Annotated in this window: 4 protein-coding genes and 1 riboswitch; all 4 genes read left to right on the forward strand. The window is 62.1% G+C overall.

Annotated features, from left to right (window positions below):
* Positions 1-131 precede the first annotated feature (131 nt).
* The 4 genes from cysD to ACIQ3A_RS14190 all read left to right on the forward strand — a co-directional run bounded on the left by cysD (position 132) and on the right by ACIQ3A_RS14190 (position 3,881).
* A complete protein-coding gene (gene cysD / locus ACIQ3A_RS14175; RefSeq protein ID WP_396432369.1) occupies positions 132-1,061 on the forward strand; it encodes a sulfate adenylyltransferase subunit CysD in 930 nt (309 codons plus the stop codon).
* A 17-nt stretch (positions 1,062-1,078) separates the two neighbouring features.
* Positions 1,079-2,401, forward strand: coding sequence for a sulfate adenylyltransferase subunit 1 (locus ACIQ3A_RS14180; protein ID WP_396432370.1), 1,323 nt, complete (start codon positions 1,079-1,081; stop codon positions 2,399-2,401).
* A 64-nt stretch (positions 2,402-2,465) separates the two neighbouring features.
* Positions 2,466-2,795: a ferredoxin FdxA gene (gene fdxA, locus ACIQ3A_RS14185; protein ID WP_396432371.1), complete on the forward strand. Its 330-nt coding sequence runs from the start codon at positions 2,466-2,468 to the stop codon at positions 2,793-2,795.
* Positions 2,796-2,843: 48 nt separating this feature from the next.
* A complete protein-coding gene (locus tag ACIQ3A_RS14190; protein ID WP_396432373.1) occupies positions 2,844-3,881 on the forward strand; it encodes an NAD(P)/FAD-dependent oxidoreductase in 1,038 nt (345 codons plus the stop codon).
* A 29-nt stretch (positions 3,882-3,910) separates the two neighbouring features.
* Positions 3,911-4,013: riboswitch (TPP riboswitch) on the forward strand.
* Positions 4,014-4,029: the final 16 nt, after the last annotated feature.

The following is a 4,029-nucleotide window of genomic DNA, read 5'->3' on the forward strand; positions in this document are numbered from 1 at the left end:
ACAGTGGGCTCCTCAGAAGTCGCTTCGCGCCACACATCGTCGCCCACTGTGCCCCCGAGCCCGCCACACATCACGTGAACCGTTGCGGTTCAGCCCCGAAACGCCTTGACCGAATTTGAAGAGAAAAAAACATGAACGCCATGACACAAACCGAGTTGCACACCCTGAGCAATTCCCACCTGGATGCGCTGGAAGAAGAAACCATCTTCATCCTGCGCGAAGTCGCTGCCGCTTTCGAGCGCCCCACCCTTCTGTTTTCGGGCGGCAAGGATTCGCTGGTCATGCTCAAGTGTGCCGAGAAGGCTTTCGGCGCGGGCCGCATTCCTTACCCACTCTTGATGATCGACACCGGCCACAACTTTCAGGAAGTGACCGACTTTCGCGACGCGCGTGCCAAAGAGCTGGGGGCCGAGCTGATCGTGCGCAGCGTCGAAGACTCGATGAAGCGCGGCAGCGTGCGCCTGGCGCACCCAGGCGAAAGCCGCAACGTGCACCAGTCGGTCACGCTGCTCGAGGCCATCGAAGAATTTCGCTTTGACGCACTGATCGGCGGTGCCCGCCGCGACGAAGAAAAAGCCCGCGCCAAAGAACGCATCTTCAGCCACCGCGACAGCTTTGGCCAATGGCAGCCCAAGGCCCAGCGCCCCGAGCTGTGGACGCTGTTCAACACCCGCCTGCAACCAGGCGAGCACTTTCGCGTGTTCCCGATCAGCAACTGGACCGAGCTGGATGTGTGGCAATACATCGCCCGCGAAAAAATCGCCCTGCCCTCGATTTATTACAGCCACAAGCGCGAGGTGGTGGACCGCCGGGGCCTGCTGGTGCCGGTGACCGAACTGACCCCACCCAAAGACGGCGAAGAAGTGGTGACCCGTGACGTGCGCTTTCGCACCGTGGGCGACATCACCTGCACCTGCCCGGTAGCAAGCACCGCGGCCACGCCCGAGCAAATCGTGATCGAGACCCTGGCCGCCGATGTCAGCGAGCGCGGCGCCACGCGCATGGACGACAAGACGTCCGAGGCTTCGATGGAGAAGCGCAAAAAAGACGGCTATTTCTGAGCAGGGAGAAACATCACATGCAAATCGAACAACACTTTTCAGCAGCATCCTCGGTAAGCAACACGCACACCGCGTTGCGATTCATCACCTGCGGCTCGGTCGACGACGGCAAAAGCACGCTGATTGGCCGCCTGCTGGTGGACACCAAAGCCGTGCTGCAAGACCACCTGGCCGGTGTGCAGCGCGCGGGTCAAACCGACCTGGCCCTGCTGACCGATGGCCTGAGCGCCGAACGTGAACAAGGCATCACGATCGACGTGGCCTACCGCTACTTCAACACCGAAGCGCGCAAGTTCATCATTGGTGACGCACCCGGCCATGAGCAATACACCCGCAACATGGTCACCGCCGCATCCAGCGCCGACGCGGCGGTGGTGCTGGTCGATGCCATCAAGCTCGACTGGGCCAAGCCCGATTTGCAGTTGCTGCTGCAAACCCGCCGCCACGCGCTGCTGGTCAATCTGCTGCGCGTGCCGTCCATCGTGTTCGCCATCAACAAGCTCGACGCGGTGGCCGATCCGGCGCTGGCTTACCAAAACATCGCGGCTGCCCTGGAAAAATTTGCCAATGAAGCTGGCATCCACATCACCGCCATGGTGCCCCTCTCGGCCCTCAAGGGCTGGAACGTGGTGGACACCGACAACCATGGCCAAAGCGACTGGTGTGGCTACACCGGCCCAAGCCTTTTGAGCATCCTCGAAGCCCTGCCCGTGACGCCGGCCGAGACCGATGCGGCTTTCAGCTTTCCGGTGCAGTGGGTGGAAAAGTTCCACGACTCGGGCATCACCACCCAGGGCCGGCGCGTTTTCTGGGGCCGCGTGGCCACCGGCAGCATCGCGCCAGGCCAGACCATTCAGGTCTTCCCGAGCGGCCAGACCGCCGTGGTCTCGCAAGTGCTGTCAGCCACCCGACAACCCCAAAACAAAGCCGCAGGCCACAGCGCCGGTATCGTGCTGGACCGCGAGGTGGACGTCTCACGTGGCGACTGGCTGCTGGCCGAAAAAACGGCGTTTTTTGGGGCCCCCGAAAGCCAGCGCGAGTTGAGCACCACCATCGCCTGGATGGACGACGAGCCCCTGGTGGCTGGTCGCCTGTATTGGGCGCTGCACGGCCACCGCTGGGTCAAGGTCAAAGTGCAGCGCGTGGTGCACCGGCTGAACGTGAACACCCTGGCCGAAGAAGAAGCCACCGAACTGGCCCCCAACGCCATCGGCCACGTGATTTTGGCGCTGCAAGAGCCCCTGATGACGCTGCCCTTTGCCCGTTCGCGCGTGCTGGGGGCGATGGTGCTGGTGGACACCGCCACCCACAAAACCTCAGGCGCCGTGCTGGTGAACTGATCTCCTTTAAAATCACTAACTTGGCGCTGCACGGGCAGTACCCATTCCCTTTTCCGAGTCCACCATGACCCACGTTGTTACCGAATCCTGTATCCAATGCAAATACACCGACTGCGTCGACGTTTGCCCAGTGGATTGCTTTCGCGAAGGCCCGAATTTCCTGACCATCGACCCGGACGAGTGCATTGATTGCGCCGTGTGCATCCCCGAGTGCCCCGTGAACGCCATCTACGCCGAAGAAGACCTGCCAGCCGACCAGCAGCACATGATCCCGCTGAACGCCGAGCTGGCCTTGTTGCCCGGCTGGAAAAGCATCACCAAGCGCAAGACCCCCATGCCCGATGCCGATGCCTGGAAAGACAAGACCAGCAAGCTGGCGCATTTGATCCGCTGAGCCCGCCCCAGGCCGAGCCTTTTGGCCTTCCTCCCTCAACAGACCGCCATGACCGCCCCCACCGACACCGAAGCGCTGGTCATTGGCGCAGGCCCTGTGGGCCTGTTTCAGGTTTTCCAGTTGGGGCTGCAAGGCATCCATTGCCACCTCATTGACGCACTGCCTCACGTGGGAGGCCAATGCGCTGAGCTGTATGCCCACAAACCGATCTACGACATCCCCGGCATTCCCGTTTGCACTGGCCTGGAGCTGATCCAGCGCCTGCAGCAACAAATCGCGCCCTTCCAACCCACGCTCCATTTGGGCCATGCCGTCAGCAGCATCCAAAGGCAAAGCGACCAGCGCCTGGCTGTGCGCACCGCATCGGGCACTGTTTTGCACACCCAAACCCTGTTCATCGCGGCAGGCGTGGGCGCTTTTGTGCCGCGCCGCATGGTGCTGAACGGGCTGGAAGCCTTTGAAGGCAGCCAGGTCTTCGCAGAACACCCGGCCCCTGAGCGCTGGGCAGGGCAACACCTGGTGGTGGCCGGTGACGGCGATGCCGCCTTGCAAACTTGCCTAGACGCCATCGATGGCCCGCAAGCTGCGGCCAGCGTCACCCTGCTGCACCGCCGAGACCAGTTCAGCGCCACGCCTGATTTGATCGCACAAATGCGCCAGGCCTGCGCGGCAGGTCACATGCGTTTTGTGCCCGGGCAGCCCACCGGCCTGCGCACCGAGCACCAGCGCCTGAGCGCGCTTGAATTGCTCAACCCGCTGGGCGAAACCGAGTGGCTGAGCCTGGACATTTTGCAAACCTGCCTGGGCCTGTCGCCCAAACTGGGGCCCATCGCCGAATGGGGCCTGGCCATGGAACGCAAACAGCTGGTGGTCAACACCGAAAACTTTGCGACCTCCGAACCCGGCATTTTTGCCGTGGGTGACATCAACACCTACCCGGGCAAGAAAAAGCTCATCCTCTGCGGCTTTCATGAAGCCACGCTGGCCGCCTTTGGCGCTGTGGCCCTTTTGCGCCCGGCAGAAAAGACCCTGCTGCAGTACACGACAACGTCCAGCTTGTTGCACCAGCGCTTGGGCATCGCATAGAATCCACCCTGCGCCGCAGAATTTTGCGGCGCATTCGCTAGGGGTGTTGCAGGCCGAGAGGTCTTCGACTGAGAAAGTCCCTTTGAACCTGATTGAGGTAATCCTCGCGCAGGGAAGCTCGTTCCAAGAACCGTGCCCGTGGCCATGC

It is taken from the genome of Limnohabitans sp., assembly GCF_044361985.1.
Classification (GTDB): Bacteria; Pseudomonadota; Gammaproteobacteria; order Burkholderiales; family Burkholderiaceae_C; genus Limnohabitans_A.

Coding starts and splice junctions, on each gene's coding strand:
- cysD (WP_396432369.1), top strand. CDS start 132: ATGAACGCCATGACACAAACCGAGTTGCACACCCTGAGCAATTCCCAC.
- ACIQ3A_RS14180 (WP_396432370.1), top strand. CDS start 1,079: ATGCAAATCGAACAACACTTTTCAGCAGCATCCTCGGTAAGCAACACG.
- fdxA (WP_396432371.1), top strand. CDS start 2,466: ATGACCCACGTTGTTACCGAATCCTGTATCCAATGCAAATACACCGAC.
- ACIQ3A_RS14190 (WP_396432373.1), top strand. CDS start 2,844: ATGACCGCCCCCACCGACACCGAAGCGCTGGTCATTGGCGCAGGCCCT.